Origin of the sequence: Planosporangium thailandense (assembly GCF_011947195.1) — a bacterium.
Classification (GTDB): domain Bacteria; phylum Actinomycetota; class Actinomycetes; order Mycobacteriales; family Micromonosporaceae; genus Planosporangium; species Planosporangium thailandense.
Window position 1 is genome coordinate 1 of sequence record NZ_JAATVY010000013.1, and the last position, 23646, is coordinate 23646.

At 71.1% G+C, this 23646-nt stretch carries 18 protein-coding genes; 15 read left to right on the plus strand and 3 right to left on the minus strand.

All coding sequences use genetic code 11. From position 1 onward, the window contains the following. Positions 1-65 precede the first annotated feature (65 nt). Positions 66-848 carry a hypothetical protein gene (locus HC031_RS18295; RefSeq protein WP_167926568.1) on the minus strand — a complete coding sequence of 261 codons (783 nt, stop codon included), beginning with the start codon at positions 846-848 and terminating at the stop codon, positions 66-68. Between the two features lie 190 nt (positions 849-1038). Here HC031_RS18295 and HC031_RS18300 point away from each other — a divergent pair, with 190 nt between their 5' ends. From HC031_RS18300 to HC031_RS18310, 3 genes are read left to right on the plus strand one after another with little or no spacing between them, the layout of a single operon-like run. Beyond that, on the plus strand, positions 1039-3747 hold the full coding sequence (locus tag HC031_RS18300) for a valine--tRNA ligase (RefSeq protein WP_167926700.1): 2709 nt from the start codon (positions 1039-1041) through the stop codon (positions 3745-3747). Between the two features lie 26 nt (positions 3748-3773). Beyond that, the gene (locus tag HC031_RS18305) at positions 3774-5141 is read left to right on the plus strand and encodes a bifunctional folylpolyglutamate synthase/dihydrofolate synthase (RefSeq protein ID WP_167926569.1); all 1368 of its coding nucleotides are present in this window, start codon (positions 3774-3776) and stop codon (positions 5139-5141) included. Further along, on the plus strand, positions 5134-5502 hold the full coding sequence (locus tag HC031_RS18310; protein ID WP_167926570.1) for a DUF4233 domain-containing protein: 369 nt from the start codon (positions 5134-5136) through the stop codon (positions 5500-5502). Before HC031_RS18305 ends, HC031_RS18310 begins: the two co-directional genes overlap by 8 nt. 5 nt (positions 5503-5507) lie before the next feature. On the opposite strand, the gene HC031_RS18315 is transcribed toward HC031_RS18310, so the two are convergent. Further along, positions 5508-7034: a VOC family protein gene (locus HC031_RS18315; RefSeq protein ID WP_338090724.1), complete on the minus strand. Its 1527-nt coding sequence runs from the start codon at positions 7032-7034 to the stop codon at positions 5508-5510. 171 nt (positions 7035-7205) lie between these two features. Here HC031_RS18315 and ndk point away from each other — a divergent pair, with 171 nt between their 5' ends. The 3 genes from ndk to HC031_RS18330 all read left to right on the plus strand — a co-directional run bounded on the left by ndk (position 7206) and on the right by HC031_RS18330 (position 11797). Continuing rightward, positions 7206-7649, plus strand: coding sequence for a nucleoside-diphosphate kinase (ndk, locus tag HC031_RS18320; RefSeq protein ID WP_167926571.1), 444 nt, complete (start codon positions 7206-7208; stop codon positions 7647-7649). 295 nt (positions 7650-7944) lie between these two features. Then, positions 7945-11061, plus strand: coding sequence for an isoleucine--tRNA ligase (gene ileS / locus HC031_RS18325; RefSeq protein ID WP_167926572.1), 3117 nt, complete (start codon positions 7945-7947; stop codon positions 11059-11061). A gap of 76 nt (positions 11062-11137) precedes the next feature. Continuing rightward, on the plus strand, positions 11138-11797 hold the full coding sequence (locus tag HC031_RS18330; RefSeq protein WP_167926573.1) for a 1-acyl-sn-glycerol-3-phosphate acyltransferase: 660 nt from the start codon (positions 11138-11140) through the stop codon (positions 11795-11797). 146 nt (positions 11798-11943) lie between these two features. Here HC031_RS18330 and HC031_RS18335 read toward each other — a convergent pair whose 3' ends face one another. Further along, positions 11944-13293 carry a cellulose binding domain-containing protein gene (locus tag HC031_RS18335; protein WP_205862909.1) on the minus strand — a complete coding sequence of 450 codons (1350 nt, stop codon included), beginning with the start codon at positions 13291-13293 and terminating at the stop codon, positions 11944-11946. 136 nt (positions 13294-13429) lie between these two features. On the opposite strand from HC031_RS18335, the gene HC031_RS18340 reads away from it, so the two are divergent. The 9 genes from HC031_RS18340 (at position 13430) to HC031_RS18375 (ending at position 23625) form a co-directional block, all read left to right on the plus strand. Beyond that, positions 13430-15376, plus strand: coding sequence for a TIGR03960 family B12-binding radical SAM protein (locus HC031_RS18340; protein WP_167926575.1), 1947 nt, complete (start codon positions 13430-13432; stop codon positions 15374-15376). Continuing rightward, entirely contained in the window at positions 15373-15501 is a 129-nt protein-coding gene (locus HC031_RS33950) for a hypothetical protein (protein WP_277349728.1), read from the plus strand. The genes HC031_RS18340 and HC031_RS33950 overlap by 4 nt, the downstream gene beginning before the upstream one ends. Further along, the gene (locus tag HC031_RS18345; protein WP_167926576.1) at positions 15498-16286 is read left to right on the plus strand and encodes a TIGR03936 family radical SAM-associated protein; all 789 of its coding nucleotides are present in this window, start codon (positions 15498-15500) and stop codon (positions 16284-16286) included. The genes HC031_RS33950 and HC031_RS18345 overlap by 4 nt, the downstream gene beginning before the upstream one ends. Before the next feature lie 119 nt (positions 16287-16405). After that, a complete protein-coding gene (locus HC031_RS18350; protein WP_167926703.1) occupies positions 16406-19369 on the plus strand; it encodes a ribonuclease E/G in 2964 nt (987 codons plus the stop codon). Between the two features lie 181 nt (positions 19370-19550). Then, positions 19551-19982, plus strand: coding sequence for a hypothetical protein (locus tag HC031_RS18355; RefSeq protein ID WP_167926577.1), 432 nt, complete (start codon positions 19551-19553; stop codon positions 19980-19982). A gap of 171 nt (positions 19983-20153) precedes the next feature. Further along, positions 20154-20468 (plus strand): 50S ribosomal protein L21, encoded by a 315-nt coding sequence (rplU, locus tag HC031_RS18360; protein ID WP_167926578.1) that lies wholly within the window; start codon positions 20154-20156, stop codon positions 20466-20468. Between the two features lie 11 nt (positions 20469-20479). After that, positions 20480-20737 carry a 50S ribosomal protein L27 gene (gene rpmA / locus HC031_RS18365; RefSeq protein WP_167926579.1) on the plus strand — a complete coding sequence of 86 codons (258 nt, stop codon included), beginning with the start codon at positions 20480-20482 and terminating at the stop codon, positions 20735-20737. 105 nt (positions 20738-20842) lie between these two features. After that, positions 20843-22327 carry a GTPase ObgE gene (obgE, locus tag HC031_RS18370; protein WP_167926580.1) on the plus strand — a complete coding sequence of 495 codons (1485 nt, stop codon included), beginning with the start codon at positions 20843-20845 and terminating at the stop codon, positions 22325-22327. 86 nt (positions 22328-22413) lie between these two features. Then, positions 22414-23625 carry a DUF1444 domain-containing protein gene (locus HC031_RS18375; RefSeq protein WP_167926581.1) on the plus strand — a complete coding sequence of 404 codons (1212 nt, stop codon included), beginning with the start codon at positions 22414-22416 and terminating at the stop codon, positions 23623-23625. The last annotated feature ends 21 nt before the right edge of the window (positions 23626-23646 follow it).

The window sequence follows — 23646 nt, forward strand, 5'->3', positions numbered from 1 at the left end:
TGCGGCCCGACACGAAAAGAGCGCCCCCGATGCCGGGGATACGTTCGGCTGGCAATTCTTTGCTGTCAGTTGCCCTCTTGCATGCTCGCCCGCATCGTTCGCAACAGCTCTGCCGACTGATCGACCGGACGGTTCGGAAACATCGCGACACCCAGGGTGTGGCGATCGGCCCACCCGCAGACAGCCATGGTGGCGCCGTCGGTCTGGGTCGAACCGCACTTCATGACACCGCCCAGGGGGCCGGCCGGCACCGTTTTGACGTGGTCGACCCCGCCGTTGTCATCGCTGATCAGCTGGAACGTCTTGGTGAGCGCGTTCTCTGCGGAACCGATTTCTCCGGTACCGCCGACGAACAGCACCGATCGCGACTCGCCGGCCTCGTCGGCGTACACGGCGCCGGTGCTCTTCTGTAGCGACACCGCGGTCTGCACGGCGGTGCGCAGGTAGTCGATGGTGTCGTGGGCGCCCTGGCTGTCGTCGAGCTCCAGGCCGGCGACGCGAGGCGGAGTGGTTATCTGCACGTCGTCGCGGCCCCACATCTCGCAGGCGACAGGTCCGAAGACCGCCGTGAGGACGAGGACAGCCACCCCGGTACTGATCAGCGCGAGGTTGCGCGGGCGTAGCAGCGCGGACCGGCCGACCGGGGGTGTGTCGCTCCCACGATCGGGCACGTCCGCCGTGCCGGCCCCGAAGAGGATCTCGGCGACAGCGTCGGTGTCAGCGGCAGCGTCGGTATCAGCGGCGTCGGCTCGTGTCGGTTCCGCCGCTTCGCCGGTGGGTACCGGGGCGGACGGCGCCGGAGCGAGCCCGTCGCCCGAGCCGGCCGAGGGCGTTTCTGCCTCGCTCATCGCACCTCCTGCAGAGGGTCCCCGGCGGCGTCTGGTTGGGCGGTTGCCCGGCGTGTTTCGGCTCCGGTCAGGGTAGCGGTCGGAGCCACATCAGATCGGTCAGGGTCACGTCGTCGGCCTTGTCCACAGGTGGGTTGGCCAGCGTCGCGGTCTCGGTCGGTCGCCGTAGACTCGCTACGTGACCGAAACCGTGCAGACCAACGCGTACGACGAGCGTGACAGCGCCCACCCGCGGCAGGGCACCTCTCTGCCGGCTCAGTACTCTCCTGCCCAGGTAGAGCAGCGACTGTACGAGCAGTGGGTAGCGGCCGGTCTGTTCCGGGCGGACGCCAGCAGTGACAGGCCGCCGTTCTGCATCGTCATCCCGCCACCGAACGTGACCGGGTCATTGCACATCGGCCACGCCCTCGACCACACCATCCAGGACGCCCTCATTCGCCGCAAGCGCATGCAGGGGTACGAGGCGCTGTGGCTGCCGGGCATGGACCACGCGGGCATCGCCACCCAGAACGTCGTGGAGCGGCAGCTGGCCGGCGAGGGCCTGTCCCGCCATGACCTGGGCCGGGAGAAGTTCATCGAGCGGGTCTGGCAGTGGAAGGCGGAGTCCGGGGGCAAGATCCTCGGCCAGATGCGTCGGCTCGGTGACTCCGTCGACTGGAGTCGCGAGCGGTTCACCATGGACGAGGGCCTGTCCCGGGCGGTCCAGACGATCTTCAAGCGGCTCTTCGACGAGGGCCTCATCTACCGCGCCGAGCGCATCATCAACTGGTGCCCCCGCTGCCTCACCGCGCTCAGCGACATCGAGGTGGAGCACTCCGACGACGAGGGCGAGCTGATCTCGATCCGGTACAGCGACGAGGTCGTCGTCGCGACGACCCGGGCGGAGACGATGCTCGGCGACACCGCGGTCGCGGTGCACCCCGACGACGAGCGCTACAAGCACCTGGTGGGCACCGAGGTCGAGCTGCCGCTGACCGGCCGACGGATCCCGATCGTCGCCGACGCGCACGTCGACCCGACCTTCGGCACCGGCATGGTCAAGGTGACGCCGGCGCACGACCCCAACGACTTCGAGATCGGCCAGCGCCACGGCCTGCCGAGCCTGACGATCATGGACGAGCGTGGCGTCATCACCGTGCACGGCCCGTTCGAGGGGCTCGACCGGTACGAGGCACGACCGGCGATCGTCGAGGCCCTGCGCGAGCAGGGCCGGATCGTGGCGGAGAAGCGGCCGTACGTGCACGCCGTCGGGCACTGCTCCCGCTGCCGCACCACGGTCGAGCCGCGCCTGTCGCTGCAGTGGTTCGTCAACACCGAACCGCTGGCGCGGGCGGCGGGCGAGGCCGTGCGCGACGGTCGCGTGCGCATCGAGCCGCCGGAGCTGGCCAAGCGGTACTTCGCCTGGGTCGACAACATGCACGACTGGTGCATCTCGCGCCAGCTGTGGTGGGGCCACCGCATCCCGGTCTGGTACGGGCCGAACGGCGAGGTGGTCTGCGTCGGCCCGGACGAGAAGCCGCCGGGCACCGAGGAGCAGGGCTGGCGCCAGGACGAGGACGTTCTGGACACGTGGTTCTCCAGCGGCCTGTGGCCGTTCTCCACGCTCGGCTGGCCGGACGAGACCCTCGACCTGCAGAAGTTCTACCCGACCAGCGTGCTGGTGACCGGGTACGACATCCTGTTCTTCTGGGTGGCCCGGATGATGATGTTCGGGCTGTACGCGATGGACGGCGAGCAGCCGTTCGACGTGGTGGCGCTGCACGGCATGGTCCGCGACCAGCACGGCAAGAAGATGTCGAAGTCGTTCGGCAACGTCGTGGACCCGTTGGACTGGATCGACCGGTTCGGCGCCGACGCGACCCGGTTCACCCTGGCCCGCGGCGCCAATCCGGGCTCCGACGTGCCGGTCAGCGACGAGTGGGCCCAGGGCTCGCGCAACTTCTGCAACAAGCTGTGGAACGCGACCCGGTACGCGCTGATCAGCGGCGCGACGGTCGAGGGCGACCTGCCGCCGGCGTCCGAGCTGGGCAGCGTCGACCGGTGGATCCTGTCCCGCCTGCAGCACGTCACCGCCCAGGTCGACGAGTACTTCGAGGCGTACGAGTTCGCGAAGGTCTGCGACACGCTCTACCACTTCGCGTGGGACGACGTCTGCGACTGGTACGTCGAGCTGACCAAGCCGATCCTGAGCTCGGCCGACGAGCAGGCCGCCGCCCGGACGCGGCGGGTCCTCGGCCACGTCCTCGACCAGCTGCTGCGCCTGCTGCACCCGGTCATCCCGTTCGTGACCGAGGAGCTCTGGCAGGCGTTGACCGCGCCGGCCCCGGTCGTCGTCGAGATGCCCGCCCCGGGCATCGGTCCGATCGAGACGATCGAGCCGGCCGGGGCGCGCTCGATCATGGCCGCCGCCTGGCCGGCGGCCGACCCCTCGTACCTGGACGACGCGGCCGAGGCGGAGCTTGCCGCCCTCCAACGGGTCGTGACCGAGGTGCGGCGTTTCCGCTCGGACCAGGGGCTCAAGCCGGGGCAGCGGGTCAGCGCCCGGCTCACCGGTCTCGGTGGGCTCAGCGGGCACGAGCCGCTGATCCGCTCGCTGGCGCGTCTCGACGCCGCCGGTGACGACTTCACCGCCACCGCGACGCTGGCCGTAAGCGGGGGAGTGAGCGTCGAGCTCGACACGCGCGGCTCGATCGACGTGGCGGCCGAGCGGGCCCGCCTGGAGAAGGACCGGGCGGCAGCGGAGAAGGAGGCGGCGCAGTGCCGCGCCAAGCTCGACAACCCGGCGTTCGTGGGCAAGGCGCCGGAGCCGGTCGTGAGCAAGATCCGGGACCGGCTCACGGCCGCCGAGGCCGAGCTGGAGCGGATCGCCCGGCAACTCGACGCGCTTCCGGCGGCGTGACGTGACGTCTGACAGGGCGGTGTGACATGACGTCTGACAGGTCGACCGCGGAACGGTCGACGTCCGAGCGGTTCGCCGAAGCCGAGCGCGAGCTGGAGCAGCGCGGCACCAGCCGCATGGTGTTCGAGCTGGGGCGGATCGAGGGGTTGCTCGAGATGCTCGGCGACCCGCAGAAGGCGTACCCGTCGATCCACGTCACCGGCACGAACGGCAAGACGTCGACGGCGCGGATGATCGACGCCCTCCTGCGGGCGCACGGGCTGCGCACCGGGCGTTACACCAGCCCCCATCTGACGACGGTGCGTGAGCGCATCACGATCGAGGCGCAGCCGATCGGAGAGGAGCGCTTCGTCGATGTGTACGACGAGGTCGCGCCGGTCGCGAAGCTTCTCGACGAGCGTGCCGGCGAGAGCCTGACCTACTTCGACATGACCACGGCGATGGCGTTCGCGGCGTTCGCCGACGCGCCGGTCGACGTGGCCGTGATCGAGGTCGGGCTCGGCGGCGTCGACGACTCGACCAACGTGGTGCACGCCGGCGTCTGCGTGATCACCCCGATCGGCCTCGACCACCAGGAGTGGCTCGGGGACACCCTCGAGGACATCGCGCTGGCCAAGGCGGGCATCGTGCACAAGGGCGCGACGTTGGTCTGCGCCGCCCAGCCGGACGAGGCGATGCGGCCGATCCTGGAGCACTGCGCCGAGGTCGACGCCACGATCGCCCGCGAGGGCAGCGAGTTCGGCGTCCTGCACCGCTCCCTCGCGGTCGGCGGCCAGGTACTGACGCTGCAGGGCCTGTCGGGGGTGTACGGCGACGTGTACCTGCCGCTGCACGGCGCCCATCAGGCCGAGAACGCCGCCGTCGCGCTCGCCGCGGTGGAGGCGTTCCTGGGCGCCGGGGCCGACAAGGCCCTCGACGTGGAGACGGTGCGCGCCGGCTTCGCGGCCGCCAGTTCGCCGGGCCGGCTGGAGCGGGTACGCACCTCGCCGACGATCCTGCTCGACGCCGCGCACAACCCGCACGGCATGGCAGCCACGGTCACCGCGCTGGGCGAGGAGTTCGATTTCCGGCGCCTGGTGGCGGTGGTCGCCACCCTCACGGACAAGGACTCGCAGGGCATCCTCGAGCTGCTCGAACCTGTGGTCGACGCGGTGGTGGTCACCCGTAACACCTCGCCGCGGGCGACGCCCACGGCCGAGCTGGCCAGGATCGCCGTCGAGATCTTCGGCGAGGACCGGGTACAGGTGGAGCCGGCGCTGCCCGACGCCATCGAGGCGGCGGTCACGCTGGCCGAGGCGGACATGGACGCGGAGATCAGCGGGGTAGGGGTGCTCATCACCGGCTCCGTGGTCACCGTGGCGGACGCGCGAAGGATGCTGAAACGCGATGAGTGAACCAGCCCGGCCCGGTCTTCGTAACCCGCTGGCCGCGGTGCGCGGCGCCGGCGCGGGGGCGCTCGTGGTCGAGGCGCTCGTCCTGCTGCTCGCGATCGCCCCGCTGGCGCGCATCGGCGGCGCGGAGCGCGGCCCCGCGATCGGGCTCGTCGTCGCCCTCGCCGTCGTTGCCGGCCTGCTGTGCGGGCTGCTGCGCCACCCGTGGGCCTGGTGGGCCGGCCTGGTCATCCCGGTCGCGCTGCTGGCCGGTGGCGCGCTGCACTGGTCGCTCGGCGTGCTCGGCGTCGTGTTCGGGCTGCTGTGGGGGTACATGCTCAACGTGCGGCGGACGATCCTCGCCAACCGCCCGTCCGACGTCTGACCCCGTCAGACGCGGTCCTCCCAGTGGGTCAGGGCGATCGCGTGACCGTCCGGATCGCGGAGCGTCGCCGCCCACTGCTCCAACTGTTCGCCCTTGTTGACCACCCGCGGCGGGTGCATGAACTCGACGCCGTGGCGGCGTAGCCGCTCGTACGCCTCGTGCACGTCGTCGACCTCGAGGTTGAGGTGCACGACCCGACGGTCGACCGGTGGGGTGTCGGCGACCTGGCGCAGCAGGATCCGGGCGTTGCCGGAGGCGAGGATCGCGCTTCCCTGGCCACCGTCGATCTCGGTGAGCCCCAGCAGGTCGCGGTAGAAGGTCAGGGAGCGCCCCAGGTCGGACACGATCACCGTGACGCCGACGTTGTGGACGCCGTCCAGGCCCTGCGGCTCGTCGTCGGGGGCGTCGGCCAGGTACGGCGCGACGTACGGATCAGGTGGGGTCGCTGCGGCGCCGGCCGGTGGGGCCGTACCCGCTCCGGCTCCGGCCGGCGCGGCGGTACCCGCCCGCCCGTTCGCGTCCTCGGCGGGCGGCTCGGCGTTGCCGATGAAGAGACCGCCGGCCGGGACGACCGGCCCGGCCGGTTCGACGGCGGCCGGGGCCGCCGGCCTGGCGTCCACCACGTCCGGCTCGCCGCCGGCGACATCGCCGGCCGACAGGAACTCGTCAGTCGGCGCCGCGTCCGGGGTGACCGGTGACGCGCCGGGCGTCGGAAACACGACGCTTTCCATCGGCACGACGGCCTCGACCGACCCGGGCGGCGGCGCTTCGGGCCGCGGCCGGGGACTGGGGCGACGCCGGCCGCCGGCGGTCGCGATGCCCGCCTGGGTTGCGACGCCCGCCTGGGTCGCGACGCCCGCGGGCGACGCCGTGGCGGCCGGCTGTGCGGCGGGGACAGGCTCCGCCGCGGCGACCGGCTCGATGACGGCCGTGGGCGTGTCGTCGATGAACGGGTCCGGCTCCAGGAACGGGTCCGGCTCGAACCGGTGCTCGGCCGGCACCATCGTCTCGATCGGGTACCCCTCGTAGTCCGCGCCCTCGTCGACGTACTCCTCTTCGACGTGGGGCGAGTAGCTGAGGTCGTCGGCGGCGAGGTCGCGATGGGCGGGTACCTGGTCCCAGAGCACGCGCAGCCGCCGCGGATTGCTGTTGGGGATCAGCACCGGCAGGGTCGCGCCGATGTCGGGCCACTTGCTCACGGGCACGTTGGCGTCGCGGACGCGCACCACCACGTTGTGGACGCCGTGGGCGTTGACCAGCAGGTGGAGGTCGGCCGGGCCGGTGAGGCCGGTCGGCGGCGGCGCGGACGACTGGCTGACGTGCGCCGTGCCGTAGACGTCGGGGCGGTTGGCCCGGACGCTGGACAGCACGATCACGGCGGGGCCGAGCAGCCCGATCACGACGCCGAGGACCGCGATGGGCACGCTGCCCATGCCGGCGCCACAGGGCAGGATGAACAGACCTACCGTCACCAGGCCGCACACCAGGAAGCCCTGACGTGACGACAGTGACCAACGACTGGCATTCGCCACGTTGACCTCCACGGGGCTGGGAAAGCCAGGCTAGGCCGCGTCGAGTGACGAAAGAAAGATTAAGCGCTCTGCTCGATATCCGCTGACCTAGCGTGCCGGTCCTCGCCGGCCCTTGTACAGCGCCCGCTAGGCTGCGTCGGTAGCGGAACGTAACGCTGGAGGAGGGCACACGTGGCCGAGCGCACGCTCGTACTGGTCAAGCCGGACGCGGTCCGTCGCGGGCTGGTCGGTGAGGTGATTGGCAGGTTCGAGCGCAAGGGCCTGACCATCGAGGAGATGCGTCTGCGCACCATGGATGCCGCGCTGGCCGACGAGCACTACGCCGAGCACGTGGACAAACCGTTCTACCCGCCGTTGAAGGAGTTCATGACCAGCGGCCCGCTGGTTGCGATGATCCTCTCCGGCGACCAGGCGATCGAGGTGGTGCGGGCGCTGACCGGCGCGACCGACGGGCGCAAGGCGGCTCCCGGGACGATCCGTGGCGACTTCTCGCTGTCCAACCGCGAGAACCTCGTACACGCCTCGGACTCGCCGGAGAGCGCCAAGCGGGAGATCGCCCTCTGGTTCCCCGAGCGCGCCAAACTCGTGGATCTTGGACAGTTGTGCGACCTATAGGTCGCACAACTGTCCAAGATCGGGGAACACGGCGGGCGCGCGGCACGTTGTAAACACCGTGAAGAGTGCCCGACCGTTCGGGTACTCTTGACGACCACAGGCGACGACCCGGCCATCACCGGTGAGCCTCCGGAAGAAAGGGCCTCGGGGCCCGAGTAGAACCGGACGGGGCGGCCCGTTACAGCCGATGAACGAGCGGGCATCCGATCTCGGGTGTCAAGCGGGGTGGTACCGCGGGCTTCGGCTCGTCCTCGCACCGGCAGCAGTACATACCGGAGCGAGGAGAGACGCCACCATGGCCTATCCGAAGAACGCCCCCGCCGGCGTACCGGCGAGCCCCGACCTGCCCGAGGTGGAGCGGAACGTCCTCGACTTCTGGAAGTCCGACCGGACTTTCGAGGCGAGCGTCGAGAACCGACCGGCCGGGGAGAACGGAGCCAACGAGTTCGTCTTCTACGACGGGCCGCCGTTCGCCAACGGCCTGCCGCACTACGGTCACCTGCTGACCGGCTACGTCAAGGACGTGGTGCCGCGCTACCAGACGATGCGCGGCCGCCGGGTCGAGCGCCGCTTCGGCTGGGACACCCACGGCCTGCCCGCGGAGGTCGAGGCCGAGAAGCAGCTCGACATCTCCACCAAGGCGGAGATCCTCGCGCTCGGCGTGGACAAGTTCAACGCCGCCTGCCGCGACTCGGTGCTGCGCTACACCAACGAGTGGGAGCGCTACGTCACCCGCCAGGCCCGCTGGGTCGACTTCACCAACGACTACAAGACGCTCGACCTGCCGTACATGGAGAGCGTCATGTGGGCGTTCAGGACGCTCCACGACAAGGGCCTGATCTACGAGGGCTTCCGGGTCCTGGCGTACTGCTGGCGCTGCGAGACGCCGCTGTCGAACACCGAGACCCGCATGGACGACGTGTACCGCGACCGGCAGGACCCGGCGGTCACCGTCAAGTTCCGCCTGGAGACCGGTGAGGACCTGTGGGTGTGGACCACCACGCCGTGGACGCTGCCGTCCAACCTGGCGGTGGCGGTAGGGCCGGACATCGAGTACGCCGTCTTCGAGGACGAGAACGGGCAGCGCCACGTCGTCGGCGCGGCGCGGGTCGGCGCGTACGCCAACGAGCTGGCCAACGCGACCCAGGTGGGCACGGTGTACGGCCGGGACCTGGTCGGCCGCCGGTACACGCCGCTGTTCGACTTCCTCGTCGAGCAGGCCGGCCCGAACGCGTTCCGGGTGCTGTCGGGCGACTTCGTCACCACCGAGGACGGTACCGGCGCCGTGCACATGGCGCCCGCCTTCGGTGAGGACGACCAGAACACCTGCAACGCCAACGGCATCCCGACCGTGGTGACCGTCGACGAACACACCCGGTTCACGTCGCTGGTGCCCACGTACGAGGGGCTGCAGGTCTTCGAGGCGAACAAGCCGGTGCTGCGCGACCTCAAGGAGCGCGGCGTGGTGGTGCGCCACGACACCTACACCCACTCGTACCCGCACTGCTGGCGCTGTGACACCCCGCTGGTGTACAAGGCGGTGTCGTCGTGGTTCGTGGCGGTGACCCAGTTCCGTGATCGGATGGTCGAGCTCAACCAGCAGATCACCTGGGCGCCCGAGCACGTCAAGGACGGCTCGTTCGGCAAGTGGCTGGCCAACGCCCGGGACTGGTCGATCAGCCGGAACCGGTTCTGGGGCTCGCCGATCCCGGTGTGGAAGTCCGACAACCCGGAGTACCCGCGGGTCGACGTCTACGGCTCGCTCGACGAGCTGGAGCGGGACTTCGGGGTACGCCCGGCGGACCTGCACCGGCCCGGCATCGACGAGCTGACCCGGCCCAACCCCGACGACCCGACGGGTAAGTCGACGATGCGCCGGGTGCCGGAGGTGCTGGACTGCTGGTTCGAGTCCGGCTCGATGCCGTTCGCCCAGGTGCACTACCCGTTCGAGAACCGCGACTGGTTCGAGCACCACTACCCGGGCGACTTCATCGTCGAGTACATCGGGCAGACCCGCGGCTGGTTCTACACGCTGCACGTGCTCGCGACGGCGCTGTTCGACCGGCCGGCGTTCCGCAACTGCGTCAGCCACGGCATCCTGCTGGGCGAGGACGGCCGCAAGATGTCCAAGAGCCTGCGCAACTACCCGGACGTGTACGGCGTCTTCGACTCGTACGGCGCGGACGCCATGCGCTGGTTCCTGGTGTCGTCGCCGGTGCTGCGCGGCGGGGACATGTCGGTGACCGAGGCCGGCATCCGGGACTCGGTGCGGCAGGTGCTGCTGCCGCTGTGGAACGTCTGGTACTTCTTCAGCCTGTACGCCAACGCCGAAGGATACGAGGCGAAGCGGCGTACGGACTCGCCGCACCTGCTCGACCGGTACGTGCTCGCGAAGACCGGCGAGCTGGTCGCCGACGTGACGAAGGCGCTGGACGCGTTCGACCTGACCGGCGCCTGCACGGCGGTCCGCTCGTACCTCGACGCGCTGACCAACTGGTACGTCCGCCGCTCGCGCAACCGGTTCTGGACCGGGGACCGGGACGCGTTCGACACCCTGTACACGGTGCTGGAGACGCTGACACGGGTCATGGCGCCGCTGGCGCCGATGGTCGCGGAGGAGATCTGGCGGGGGCTGACCGGTGGCCGCTCGGTGCACCTGACCGACTGGCCATCCGCTGAGGAGTTCCCGGCGGATCACGACCTCGTCGCGGCGATGGACTCCGTCCGGGACGTCTGCTCGGCGGGGCTGTCCCTGCGCAAGGCCCGGGGCCTGCGGGTGCGGCTGCCGCTGCCGGCGCTGACCGTGGCGACGCCCGACGCGGCGCGGCTGCGGCCGTTCGCCGACCTGGTCGCCGACGAGGTCAACGTCAAGGAGGTCGGCTTCGCCGACGATCTGAGCCGGTACTGCGAGCAGGTGCTGACCGTCGTGCCGCGGGCGCTCGGGCCGCGCGTGGGCGGTCAGGTGCAGCACGTCATCAAGGCGGTCAAGGCCGGCCAGTGGGAGCTGGTCGACGGCGCGCCGGTCGCGGCCGGGGTGACCCTGCAGCCCGGGGAGTACGAGCTGAAGCTGGTGGCCGCGGACGCCGAGAACTCGGCGCCGCTGCCGGGCGGTGAGGGCGTGGTCGTGCTCGACACGGCCGTCACGCCGGAGCTGGCGGCCGAGGGGCTGGCCCGCGACGTCGTACGCGTCGTGCAGCTGGCCCGCCGGGAGGCGGGGCTGGAGGTGACCGACCGGATCGCGCTCGTGGTCGACGCGCCGGCCCAGGTGGCCGCGGCGGTCGAGGCGCACCGCGACTTCCTCGCCGCGGAGACGCTCGCCGACTCGGTGACGTTCGGGGACACCGGGGACCGCGGGTTCGAAGGCGAGGCGGGCGAAGGCGACAAGGTACGCGTAGCCGTCACGCCGGTTTGAGATCATGAGCACTTTGCGGGGTCGGAGGGCCCCGCAAAGTGCTCACGATCATGCCACCTGCCGTAACGTGACGGCCGTGTCCGCGCTGTACTCGATTGGGAAGGCCACGGTCGCCCCGGCGCTGCGCGCCGTCTGGCGGCCGAAGGTCACGGGCCTGGAGCACATCCCGCGCACCGGGCCGGTGATCCTGGCCAGCAACCACCTGTCGGTGGTCGACTCGCTCATCATTCCGATCACGGTGGCTCGGCCGGTCTACTTCCTGGCCAAGGACGAGTACTTTCGCCAGCCCCTGATGCGAACGATCATGACCGGGCTCAACCAGATCCCGGTCGACCGTTCCGGCGGCCGGGCCAGCCTCATGGCGCTGGACGCGGCCCTTCCGGTACTGCGCACCGGCAACGTGCTCGGCATCTACCCCGAGGGCACCCGCTCGCCGGACGGGCGGCTGTACCGTGGTCGCCCCGGCGTGGCCAAGCTCGCGCTCGACGCGGAGGCCGCCGTGGTGCCGGTCGGGCTCCTGGGTACCGAGAAGATCCAGCCGGTCGGGGCGCGCCTGCCGCGCGTCGGCGTGCCGGTGGAGATGCGCGTCGGTAAGCCGCTGGACCTGTCGCAGTGGCGCGACGTCACCGTCGACAGCCGCGTACTGCGGGAGATCACCGCGGCCATCATGGCCGAGATCCGGGCGCTGACCGGCCAGGAGTACGTGGGCCGGTACGCGCCCCGCCGCGACAGTTAGCTCCGCGAGTTAGCGCGGCGAGTTAGCGCGGCGAGTTAGCTCCGCGAGTTAGCTCGCGAGTCAGCCCCGCGCAAGGTGTCACGCTTTGCTGCTTCGGCGCCGCGTGAGGCCGCAATATGTGACACCTTGCGCGGATGATGTAGGACTCAGAAGCCGGCGCTGATCCGCGTGAACTCCCAGTCGGACTGGTCCATGCCGCTGCAGCTGTCGGAGGCGCCGCCGCCCGGGCAGGGGCGGTCGCGGTTGGCCGACCAGAACGCCAACCGGACCAGGCCCTTGTTCTTGGCGTAGTCGCGGATGTCGGTCCAGGTCTGCGGCGGGATCCGCTCGTCCTCGGCGGTGACGCCGGTGCGGCCCGAGATGCCCATGTGACCGTACGCGGTCGCGTCCGGCCAGCCGAACGTGCGCTTGAGCTGGTCCTTCAAGCCTTCCGTGGCGTTGACGGTGTCGGTGTACATGTCCGTACCGTCGAAGTCGAATGGCATGATCGTGTACACGTCGACGTCCGCGCTGAGCGCCTTCGACCGGTTGATCAGACGCACCCCCGCATCGGTCGGGCCGGTCCGGCCGGTTCCGAACGTCAGGACCGTCGTCACGCCCGGGTTGCGCTCCTTGACGATCTTCAGGGCACCGAGGATCCGGTCCTGCACCGCCGGATCGCCGAACTCGTCGGAATTCTCGATGTCGATGTCGACGACCTTCAACCGGTACGCGTCGATCACCTTCTGGTACGCGCCCGCGAGGGCGGCGTCGTCGGGGCAGCTGGGGCCCAGCTTGTTGCCCGACCAGCCGCCGAACGAGACCTCGACGTCGCCGCCGGCCGCCCGGACGGCGTTGATCGTCTGCTGGTCGACGCCGCCGGTCAGGGGACGCGAGCCGTCCCACATGGGGTTGCAGCCGCCGCCGGAGAGCATGAACGCCATCGTGAAGGCCTTGATACCGGACGCCGACATGACCGAGGTGGCGCTCGGTGGATCGCCCCAGCCCAGATACAGGTAGGGCGCCGCGGGGAGCTTCGCGACGCGGTCGCCGCCAGCCGGCCGAGGTGAGAGCGCGGGTGAGGGCGACGGGTAGCTGCCTCTGGTGTCGACGCAGGTGTCGCCGTTCAGGCCGCAGTTGGTGGGCTCGCCGGTGCCGCTGGCCACGAAGCTGAACGACACCGAGGCGCCGGGCGTGATCGTCGCGTTGTACTCGCGGTTGCGGGCGGTGTGGTGGACGCCGTTGGAGGTGATGTGGGCGTCCCGGTACGCGCCGAGCCTGGTGCCGGCTGGAAGGTCGAAGGTGAGCGTCCAGCCCTTGATCTTGTCGCTGCCGCTGTTCTTGATGGTGTAGATCCCGGTGTACCCGTTGCTCGAGCCGGCCTTGCTGAACGTGACGGTCGCGTCGGTCGTGGCGAACGCGGTCCGCGTCACGGTCTCCGTCAGCAGGGCGGCCGCGCCGGCGACGAGCGTCGCCGCGCCGGCCGCCAGGAGAATACGGGCTGACCTCGGTCTCATAGCGGTCCTTCCCATCCAGGGTCTCGATGGCGATGAGCGGGAGCTACCAGTGGTGGGGGAGCGGTGAGCACGGTGTGTAGTTGACGGCGGGGCGTGTTTTCGGAGCTGCCGAGCCGGCCGCGTAGGCTGGTTCGCTATGAGCGTCGCGTCCGTCTTCCCCAAGCTCGAGCGGTTGCTGCCCGAGGTGAGTAAGCCGATCCAGTACGTCGGTGGTGAGCTGGGCGCGGTCGTCAAGGACTGGGACGCCGCGACCGTGCGGTGGGTGCTGTCCTACCCCGACGCCTATGAGGTCGGTCTGCCCAACCAGGGCGTGCAGATCCTGTACGAGGTGCTCAACGAGCAGGCCGACGTGCTTGCCGAGCGCACCTACGCGGTGTGGCCCGACCTAGAGGCTCTCATGCGCAAGCACGCGGTGCCTCAGTTCACCGTCGACACGCACCGGCCGGTCCGCGCCTTCGACCTGTTCGGGATCTCGTTCGCGACCGAGCTGGGCTACACCAACATGCTCACCATGCTCGACCTGGCCGGGATTCCGCTCGACAGCCGTGACCGGGACGAAACCCACCCGATCGTGATCGCCGGCGGGCACGCGGCGTTCAATCCGGAGCCGATCGCCGACTTCATCGACGCCGCCGTACTGGGCGACGGCGAGGAGGCGGTACTCGAGATCACCGCGATCGTGCGGGACTGGAAGGCCGAGGGGTGCCCGGGCGGCCGCGACGAGCTGCTGCTGCGCCTGGCTCGGACCGAGAGCGTGTACGTGCCGCGCTTCTACGACGTCGACTACCTGCCCGACGGCCGGATCCAGCGGGTCGTGCCCAACCGGGCGGACGTGCCGTTCCGGGTGCACAAGCGCACGACCATGGACCTCGACGCCTGGCCGTACCCGAAGAAGCCGCTGGTGCCGCTCGCCGAGACGGTGCATGAGCGGTACGCGGTGGAGATCTTCCGGGGCTGCACCCGGGGCTGCCGGTTCTGCCAGGCCGGCATGATCACGCGGCCGGTCCGGGAGCGGTCGATCACGACGATCGGGGAGATGGTCGCCGAAGGGCTGGAGTTCAGCGGGTTCGGCGAGGTGGGCCTGCTGTCGCTGAGCTCGGCGGACCACTCCGAGATCGGCAACATCTGCTCCGGCCTGGCCGACCAGTACCAGGGCAGCAACGTGTCCCTGTCGCTGCCGAGCACCCGGGTGGACGCGTTCAACATCACACTCGCCGAGGAGTTGTCGCGGGGCGGCCGGCGTACCGGACTGACCTTCGCGCCGGAGGGTGGTTCGGAGCGGATCCGTCGCGTCATCAACAAGATGGTGTCGGAGGAGGACCTGATCCGCACCGTCGTCACGGCGTACTCGAACGGTTGGCGGCAGGTGAAGCTGTACTTCATGTGCGGGCTGCCCACCGAGACCGACGAGGACGTCCTGCAGATCGCGCGCCTGGCGCACGAGGTCATCAAGGCCGGCCGGGCGGCCACCGGCTCCAAGGACATCCGCTGCACGGTCTCCATCGGGGGCTTCGTGCCCAAGCCGCACACGCCGTTCCAGTGGGCGGCGATGTGCTCACCGGAGGTGATCGACAACCGCCTCAAGCTGCTCAAACAGGCGATCAACTCCGACCGCTCGCTCGGCCGGGCCATCGGGTACCGCTACCACGACGGCCAGCCGTCGCTGATCGAGGGCCTGCTCAGCCGCGGCGACCGGCGCGTCGGCGCGGTCATCCGGCGGGTCTGGGAGGACGGCGGCCGTTTCGACGGCTGGTCGGAGCACTTCTCGTTCCAGCGTTGGGTGGACGCCGCCGCCGAGGTGCTGCCGCAGTTCGGCGTCGACCTCGACTGGTACACGACGCGTGAGCGCGACGAGAACGAGGTGCTGCCCTGGGACCACCTGGACTCCGGGCTGGACAAGGAGTGGCTCTGGCAGGACTGGCAGGACGCGCTGTCGGAGTACGAGCAGCCCGACTGCCGGTGGACTCCGTGCTTCGACTGTGGGGTCTGCCCGAGCATGGACACCGAGATCCAGATCGGGCCGACGGGGAAGAAGTTGCTGCCCCTCACGCCGGTCAACACGGGCCTGCGGGTGCCGTCATGAGCGAGCGAAGCGGGGTCATCAGCAGGCTCAGTGTTGGCGCGAAGGGCGCCTACGAACTGTCCGGCCCGCGCGGCTGCGCGGTGCGGCCCGGACAGTTCGCCGAGCGCAGCGAGGTGCCGTCATGAGCCGTACGAAGCCGCAGCCGGAAGGCGGCCAGGCGCCGGTCGTGCAGCGCGTCCGGCTGCGCTACGCCAAGCGCGGGCCCATGCGGTTCACGTCGCACCGCGACTTCGCCCGGGCGTTCGAGCGGGCCATCCTGCGGGCCAACGTCCCGATCGCGTACTCGCAGGGATTCACCCCGCACCCGAAGGTCTCGTACGCCTCGGCGGCGCCCACCGGCGTGGCCAGCGAGGCGGAGTACGTGGAGATCGGGCTGCGGGAGCGGGCCGACCCGCGGGAGCTGGTCTGGGCGCTCGACGCCGCGCTGTCGCCGGGGCTGGACATCCTCGAGGCGGTGGAGGCCACGGGCGGCAGCCTCGCCGAGCGGATCGACGCGTCGGCGTGGCGGATAGAATTGCCGGGAGTGACCGCTAATGCCGCGCGCCACGCCGTCGATGTATTCCTCGCGGCGACCGAGGTGCCGGTGGAACGCCTGACCAAGCAGGGCAGGCGCACGCTGGACGCCCGCGGTCCCGTGGTACGGCTCGACGCGCCACAAACTTCGGATGCCACACCTTCCGAGGTCAGTGGCGTACCGTGTGCGATACTCGACCTTGTCGTTAGGCAGGTCACCCCGTCCGTACGACCCGATGACGTCCTGTCCGGCCTGCGCGTGGCGGCCGATCTGGAGCTGCCGGTGCCGCCCCGCGCGACCCGGCTCGCCCAGGGAGTGCTCACGCCGCAGGGCGAGCTGGTCGATCCGCTGGCCGCGGATCGCGATGCGGCTGTCATCGGAGCTCCGCCGCCCTGACGGAGTTGCAGACTTCGGCGGTTGGCCCGGATTCCCGGGCGGGCCGTCGGCACGTACAGGTGCCCCTGCGTGGCAGCGTTTGCACGCGCCCGGGGGTGCCAGAACTGGAGAACATCCGAATGCTCGACAACGAGCCTGGAGCGGCGAACACCAACGCACCAGGATTTGATGCCCTGACAAGCGCCGCGGGCGCGGCGAACCCGAGTCACACGGACGCGCCGACCGCGGAGCCGCAGGCCGGACAGCCGGCGGAGGCCGCGCCTGCCCGCCGTACCCGGCGCCGTGCCACGAAGTCGACCCCGGCGGCAGCCGCGGGTGACACGCCGGCCGCGCAGGCTGAGCCGGCCGGCGACGGCGTGACGGCTCCCGCGGAGGAGCCGGCCAAACCGGCGCGCCGTAGGCGACGGCCTGCCGCGGGATCGGCCGAAGCGGCCGTTGAGCCCGCCCAGGGAGGTACGGCCGACCAGGCCGGCGCTGTCACCGCTTCCGGCGACGCCGGCGCTGCGGCCGCCACCGGCCAGAGCGCCTCCGGCCAGGCCGCCTCCAGCCAGGCCGCCTCGGGCCAGGCCGGCGAGGACACCGCCGGCGCCCCCGCCGCTCGCACCACGCGTACCCGGCGGCGCACTGCCAAGGCCGCGCCGGTGGCCAAGGCCGAGCCTGCCGCAGCGGAGCCTGGAAACGAGACCGCCGAGCCGTCGCCGGCCGCCCCGAGCGTCGCCGAGCCCTCGGCGCAGGCCGGCGGGTCGCAGCAGGCCGCGCCCCAGCAGGCCGAGCAGCGGGCGGCGACCCGCCAGACCGGGCCGCAGCAGACGGAGCAGCCCGCCGAGCAGCAGCCGGCCGAGCGGCCGTCCCGGCGGCGCGTCGCTCCGGCCACCACGGTCCTGTTCATGCCGCCCACCGCAGCCGAGATCGAGGCCGAAGCCGAGGCGGAGGCCGCTCGCGCCTCCCGGCGGCGCCGGGGCCGGCGGGACGAGGTCGCCGAGCCCGAGCCCGTGGCGGCCGAACCGGAGCCCGAGGTCGAAGAGGCCGACGACGAGGTCGGCGACGAAGAGGACGAAGCCACCGCCACCCGGCGGCGCCGGCGGCGCGGCCGCCGTGGCCGCGGCCGGGGCAAGGGCGGGTACGACGAGGCCAACGACGACGCCGAACACGACGAGGCGGACGAGCACGACGAGGCCGCGGAGGCCGACGAGCACGACGAGGCCGACGAGCACGACGACGCCGAGGCCGACGAGGGCGTGACCCGTCGCCGGCGGCGGCGCCGCCGCAAGGGCGCCGGTGACGTCGAGCCCGCTCCGGACGACCCGGCGAACACCGTTGTCAAGATCCGTGAGCCGCGGCCGGCCCGCGACGAGGTGCAGGGCGTGTCCGGCTCGACCCGGCTCGAAGCCAAGCGCCAGCGCCGCCGTGACGGCCGTGAACAGCGGCGCACCCGTCCGCCGATCCTGACCGAGTCGGAGTTCCTGGCCCGCCGCGAGGCCGTCGACCGGGTGATGGTCGTACGCCAGAAGGGCGACCGTACCCAGATCGCGGTGCTCGAGGACGGCATCCTCGTGGAGCACTACGTCTCCCGGGCCAGCGCCTCGACGATGGTCGGCAACGTCTACCTCGGCCGGGTCCAGAACGTGCTGCCCAGCATGGAGGCGGCCTTCGTCGACATCGGGCGCGGCCGCAACGCCGTCCTGTACGCCGGCGAGGTCAACTGGGAGGCCACCGGCCTGGAAGGGCGTACCCGCACCATCGAGCAGGCGCTCAAGTCCGGCGACTCGGTGCTGGTACAGGTCACCAAGGACCCGATCGGCACCAAGGGCGCCCGTCTGACCAGCCACATCGCCCTGTCCGGTCGGCACCTGGTCTACGTGCCGGGCGGTAACGCCTCCGGCATCAGCCGCAAGCTGCCCGACGTCGAACGCAAGCGGCTGCGCGACGTGCTCAAGCACCTGGTGCCGGAAGGCGCCGGCGTGATCGTGCGCACGGCCGCCGAGGGCGCGTCCGAGGACGAGCTGGCGCGCGACGTCAAGCGGCTGCAGGCGCAGTGGGAGGACATCCAGGCCCGCTCCGGCGAGTCGGGCGCCCCGAAGCTGCTGTACGAGGAGCCCGACCTGCTGGTCCGGGTGGTCCGGGACCTGTTCAACGAGGACTTCCGCGAGGTCGTCATCCAGGGCGACGGGGCGTACGAGATGGTGGAGGCCTACCTCCAGCACGTCTCGCCCGACCTGGTGGACCGCGTCCGCCGGCACACCGGCACCGGGGACGTGTTCCACGACCTGCGCGTCGACGAGCAGCTCCTCAAGGCGCTCGACCGCAAGGTCTTCCTGCCCTCCGGCGGCTCGCTGGTGATCGACCGGACCGAGGCGATGACCGTCATCGACGTCAACACCGGCAAGTACACCGGCTCCGGGGGCAACCTGGAGGAGACGGTCACCCGCAACAACCTGGAGGCCGCTGAGGAGATCGTGCGGCAGCTGCGCCTGCGCGACCTGGGCGGCATCATCGTCATCGACTTCATCGACATGGTGCTGGAGTCCAACCGCGAGCTGGTGCTGCGCCGGCTCACCGAGTGCCTCGGACGGGACCGCACCAAGCACCAGGTCACCGAGATCACCTCGCTCGGGCTGGTGCAGATGACCCGTAAGCGGGTGGGCCAGGGGTTGCTCGAAGCGTTCAGCGAGACCTGCGAGGTGTGCAAGGGCCGGGGCGTGATCATTCACCACGAGCCCGTACCCGAGAAGCGCGGCTCCGGCGGCGCTGCCCAGTCGAAGGCCGCGCCGGCCAAGCCGGCGGAGCCCAGCGAGAACGGCCGCAGCGGCCGGCGTCGTCGCAAGGCCACCGCGGCGGCTGAGGCGGCGGAGGCTGCCTCGACCGACGAGTCCGGTGCGGAGGAGACGGTCGAGCCCGGTGCCGCCATAGAGGTGGGGGAGGACCTCGAGGCGGAGGCCGCCGTGAACGACGCGGCAGCCGACGATCTCGACGGGCACGAGGCGGCGTTCGCCGGGCTCGACCCCGTACCCGCGGTCGAGTTCGACGAGGAAGCGGAGGAGGAGCCGGTCGGCCCGCGGCGTCGCGGACGCCGTCGCCGCTGAGAACCCGCGTCGATGACGATCGGTGGGCTCGGTGCCGCGTACGGTGGCACCGAGCCCACTGTCATGAGGGAGATCGGATGCGCGCTCTGATCGCCGTGACGGCCCTGTGCGGGATGACGCTGTTGTCCACCGGCTGCGGCGCCGCCACCGGCAAGGGCGGGCCCGGCGGGGGGCGTCTTCGGTGGAGTCCGTACGGTTCGTGCGGCCGGGCGCGGGTCCGTCCGGCCCGGTGGGCGCCGCGCCGGACGGCCAGGCGAAGGCGATCTGTGACGACGTGCGTGACAACGTGCTCGGCGCCGACGCCAAGGCGTTCGGTGCGGAGCTGGGCCGGATGATGGCGTTCCGGGCGCAGCAGGACAGAGCCGCGGAGCAGCGCGCACAGCAGGCCGCCACCGCCAAACTGGCCGAGATCGCCGGCAAGCTGCGTACGCATGCCGCCCAGGCCGGTGATCCGCGGCTGCGGACCGCCCTGAACGCGTCAGCCGGCAACCTGGATCGGCTCGGCGCCGACACCGGCGCGCTCACCGGGCTCGACTCGCTGGACGCGGTCAGCAAGACGACGGGGAAATTCGCCGCCGCGCTGGGTGACGTTGCCGACTATTGCAGCGGATGACCACCCGGTTTTGGAACAACGGCCCCTCATGACGTACTCTTGCCTGCGGCGCACGTACGTGCGTCACATCCTCGCGCGCCCTGCGTGTGCACGCCTCGCTCGTGTGCCCGCGTCGCCGGCGCGATGAGGAGCGAATCAACCGCCAGTAGCTACGACAGGAGTCCGCCTCCGATGTACGCGATCGTCAAGACCGGCGGCAAGCAGTACAAGGTCGCCGAGGGCGACGTGATCGAGGTCGAGAAGCTCGCCGGTGACGCCGGTGACGCGGTCACCCTCCCCGCGGTGCTCCTCGTCGACGGTGACGACCTGGTGACCGACGCGGCCCAGCTTGCCAATGTCGCGGTGACCGGTGAGGTCGTCGCCCACACCAAGGGTCCGAAGATCCGGATCCACAAGTTCAAGAACAAGACCGGCTACCACAAGCGCCAGGGGCACCGTCAGCCGCTGACCCAGGTCAAGGTGACCGGCATCTCCACCGGAAAGTAGGCGTGTAAGCGATGGCACACAAAAAAGGTGCGTCCAGCTCGCGGAACGGCCGCGATTCCGAGGCCAAGCGCCTGGGCGTGAAGCGCTTCGGTGGACAGCAGGTCAAGGCCGGCGAGATCATCCTGCGTCAGCGCGGCACCAAGTTCCACCCGGGCGACCTGGTCGGCCGCGGTGGCGACGACACGCTGTTCGCCCTGGCTGCCGGCGCGGTCCAGTTCGGCACCAGGCGTGGCCGCAAGACCGTCAGCATCGTTCCGGCTGGGGTCTGAATCCAGGACTGAGCGGCGGACCGGTTGGCGCGTGAGCGCCGCCGGTCCGCTTTGCGTTTGACGTGGTCCGGGTTTGGCCCGTGATCGGGAGGAAAGGAACAAAACGTGGCTACATTCGTCGACCGGGTCGTATTGCACGTGCAGGCTGGTGACGGTGGCCACGGCTGCGTGTCGATCCACCGCGAGAAGTTCAAGCCGCTGGGCGGCCCGGACGGTGGCAACGGCGGCCACGGCGGCAGCGTCGCCCTCGTCGTCGACCCGCAGGTGCACACGCTCCTCGACTTCCACTTCCGGCCCCGGGTCAAGGCCGAGAACGGCAAGGGCGGAGCGGGCTCCAACCGCGACGGCGCCAACGGCGAGGATCTCGTACTGCGCGTACCGGACGGCACGGTCGTCTCCACGCCGGACGGCGAAGTGATCGCCGACCTCGTCGGTGAAGGGACGACGGTCGTCATCGCGCAGGGCGGCCGGGGCGGCCGCGGCAACGCCGCGCTGGCCAACACCAAGCGCAAGGCGCCCGGCTTCGCCGAGCTCGGCGAGCCCGGTGAGCTGCGTGACATCGTCCTGGAGCTCAAGAGCGTTGCCGACGTCGGCCTCGTGGGCTTCCCCAGCGCCGGCAAGTCGTCGCTGATCTCCGTGCTCTCCGCGGCGCGCCCCAAGATCGCTGACTACCCGTTCACCACGCTCGTGCCGAACCTCGGCGTCGTGCGCGCCGACGACCACACCTTCACCATCGCCGACGTACCCGGACTGATCCCCGGCGCGGCCACCGGCAAGGGGCTCGGGCTGCAGTTCCTGCGGCACATCGAACGTACGGCCGTCCTGGTGCACGTCGTCGACACCGCCACCCTGGAGCCGGGCCGTGACCCGGTCGCCGACATCGACGCCATCGAGGCCGAGCTGGCCGCGTACGGCGGGCTGGAGGACCGGCCCCGGATCGTCGTACTCAACAAGATCGACGTTCCCGACGGGCAGGATCTCGCCGACATCGTGCGGCCGGACCTCGAGGCCCGGGGGTACCGGGTGTTCGAGGTCAGCGCCGTCACCAGGCAGGGGCTGCGGGAGCTGACGTACGCCCTCGCCGAACTCGTCGAGCAGCAGCGCAAGGCGGCGCCGCCGCCGGAGCGCACCCGGATCGTCATCCGCCCGACGGCCGTCGACGACACCGGCTTCACCCTGGAGAAGGCCCCCGACGGCGCGTACGTCGTCCGGGGCAAGCCCGAGCGGTGGGTCCGCCAGACCAACTTCGACAACGACGAGGCCGTGGGCTACCTCGCCGACCGGCTCGCCCGCCTCGGTGTCGAGGAGGCCCTCGCCAAGGCCGGCGCCGAACCGGGCGTCACCGTCCGTATCGGCACCCACGAGTTCGACTGGCAGCCCACCCTGTACGCGGGGGAGGAGTTCGTCCCCGGTCACCGGGGTACCGACTACCGGATCGAGGGGCCGTCGACGCGGGTGCCCGCCGCCGAGCGCAAGGCCGCCCGCAAGGCCCGCCGGCAGCCGTACGAAGAAGCGGAGGCGGCGTCGCGGGAGGCCGGCGGCGCGCCGTCGACCGGCAGCGTCGATGCCGCCGGTGACGGCGAGGACTAGCCTGCCTGCTCACAGCCCGCACGGACCGGTCAGCTGCCGTTGGTCCGCTCCGGGTAACCTCGTCGGTCTAGCGACCGGGAGGTGACGTGGGTATCTTCGACCGGCTGCGCCGACGGAGCGGACCCGACCGGTTCGCCGGCGAGGTCCTGGCCGCGCTGCGCGCCGCCGGCATCTCCGACGCCCGCTACCACCGCCGCGAGTTCTCCATCGAGTACCGTCGTGCGCCCGGCGCCGAGCCGACCTGGCTCTACCTGCACAACGTCTACGTGGAGTGTCAGCGGGAGCCGCATACGCGCGAGGCGCGGATCCGCCGGTTCGTGACCACCTTCACCAGGATTCCCGACGTCCCCGAGGACTGGGATTCGGCGCGCGACCGCCTGCGACCGGTGCTGCGCAGCGCCACGTTCGCCCGCGGTGGCGATTCGGGGCGCCCGGCGCCGCTGCGTCGACCGGCGTTCCCGTTCCTCGACGAGATGGTCGTGATCGACCAGCCGACCTCCATGGCTTACGTCTCCGAGATGACGTGCGCGGCCTGGGGGGTGTCGGCGGAGGAGGTGTTCGCCGCCGCCCGGGCCAACCTCGCGACCGCGGCCGGCCTTCCGCGGGCCGAGTCACCGGGCGGCCGGGTGATGCTGCGGTTCGTCGACGACGGCGACGCGTACTGGGTGTCGCACATCCTGCTGGACGGCTGGCTGGCCACGCTGGCCGAGCACGTCGGCGGCACCCCGGTCGCGTTCATGCCGGACGTGCGTTCCCTGGTCGTGGTCGATTCCGACCCGCAGCCGCTGACCGAGCTGTTCGAACTGGTGGAGCGGCACTTCACGGAGTCGGCCCGGCCGCTGTCGCCGATGGCGTACACGGTCGACCACGCCGGCCGGGTGGTGCCGCTGACCGTCGGGGCCGGTCACCCGGCCGCCGGCGTGGTGGAGCGGTCGGCGCGGGTGCTGGCCGCCACCGAGTACGGCGCACAGCAGAACATCCTGCGTGACGCGGTGGACGACTACGTCGCGTCGTACGCGCTGTTCAGCAGCCCCGAGGGCGGGACGTTCTCGGTGGCCGCCTGGACCCGGGGCATGAGCGTGCTGCTACCGCGGGTCGATTTCGTGGCGTTCAACGTCGCCGCCGGCAACACGTTCTTCGTGCCGTGGGACGTGGTCGTGGAGGCCGACGTGCTGACCGAGCTGCCGGAGTATCGGCCGGCCCGGTATCGCGGGGAGGTCTGGCCGGCGCCGGCCGCGTACGGATATCTGCGGGAGCGGGCCGTCCCGATCGATCTGGGTCGCCCGGTGCCCCGCTGACCGGCTCAACCGACTTCGCGC

What these genes read in the sequence shown, in the direction of transcription:
- HC031_RS18305 (WP_167926569.1), top strand. Translation starts at nt 3,774, where the DNA reads ATGACGTCTGACAGGTCGACCGCGGAACGGTCGACGTCCGAGCGGTTC.
- rpmA (WP_167926579.1), top strand. Translation starts at nt 20,480, where the DNA reads ATGGCACACAAAAAAGGTGCGTCCAGCTCGCGGAACGGCCGCGATTCC.
- HC031_RS18340 (WP_167926575.1), top strand. Translation starts at nt 13,430, where the DNA reads ATGAGCGTCGCGTCCGTCTTCCCCAAGCTCGAGCGGTTGCTGCCCGAG.
- rplU (WP_167926578.1), top strand. Translation starts at nt 20,154, where the DNA reads ATGTACGCGATCGTCAAGACCGGCGGCAAGCAGTACAAGGTCGCCGAG.
- HC031_RS18295 (WP_167926568.1), bottom strand. Translation starts at nt 848, where the DNA reads ATGAGCGAGGCAGAAACGCCCTCGGCCGGCTCGGGCGACGGGCTCGCT.
- HC031_RS18345 (WP_167926576.1), top strand. Translation starts at nt 15,498, where the DNA reads ATGAGCCGTACGAAGCCGCAGCCGGAAGGCGGCCAGGCGCCGGTCGTG.
- ileS (WP_167926572.1), top strand. Translation starts at nt 7,945, where the DNA reads ATGGCCTATCCGAAGAACGCCCCCGCCGGCGTACCGGCGAGCCCCGAC.
- HC031_RS18335 (WP_205862909.1), bottom strand. Translation starts at nt 13,293, where the DNA reads ATGAGACCGAGGTCAGCCCGTATTCTCCTGGCGGCCGGCGCGGCGACG.
- HC031_RS33950 (WP_277349728.1), top strand. Translation starts at nt 15,373, where the DNA reads ATGAGCGAGCGAAGCGGGGTCATCAGCAGGCTCAGTGTTGGCGCGAAG.
- HC031_RS18350 (WP_167926703.1), top strand. Translation starts at nt 16,406, where the DNA reads ATGCTCGACAACGAGCCTGGAGCGGCGAACACCAACGCACCAGGATTT.
- HC031_RS18310 (WP_167926570.1), top strand. Translation starts at nt 5,134, where the DNA reads ATGAGTGAACCAGCCCGGCCCGGTCTTCGTAACCCGCTGGCCGCGGTG.